Consider the following 395-nt stretch of genomic DNA (forward strand, 5'->3'; position numbering starts at 1 on the left):
GTTGGTTCAGTGCAGCAGCGTCGAGGCGGGCGCGTCGATCATGAGCAGCGCGAGGAGCGTCCCAAGGTCACGCATCGTCATCGCGGGAAGTCGGAACGGCACGCCCTGGGTGTGCGCGCATCGCATATCGTTTGCCAATCTGATAAAGTCGAGCTTCATCACAGTTCTCCTTGCTAGGGGGGGTTGAGATGTCGCCCCTGCCGGTTGCCGCCGGCGGGGGCTTTTCATTTGTGTCGTCAGAAGGGAATGTCGTCCAGGGCGGTGCTCGATTGCTCGCGCTGGTCAACCGTCGCACCCTCGGCGCCTTCGGCCGCGCTATCGCGCGCGCCGCCGCCAAGCATTTGCATGTCCGTCGCGATGATTACCTTGCGCTGCCGCTTCTCGCCCTTGGCGTC

Annotated in this window: 1 protein-coding gene; it reads right to left on the minus strand. The window is 63.8% G+C overall.

The features are described 5' to 3' along the window. Positions 1 to 6 precede the first annotated feature (6 nt). Positions 7 to 159, minus strand: coding sequence for a hypothetical protein (locus KDH83_RS31850; RefSeq protein ID WP_212323185.1), 153 nt, complete (start codon positions 157 to 159; stop codon positions 7 to 9). Positions 160 to 395: the final 236 nt, after the last annotated feature.

This window comes from Achromobacter sp. Marseille-Q0513, assembly GCF_018195695.1.
Lineage (GTDB): Bacteria > Pseudomonadota > Gammaproteobacteria > Burkholderiales > Burkholderiaceae_B > Achromobacter.

Coding starts and splice junctions, on each gene's coding strand:
- KDH83_RS31850 (WP_212323185.1), bottom strand. CDS start 159: ATGAAGCTCGACTTTATCAGATTGGCAAACGATATGCGATGCGCGCAC.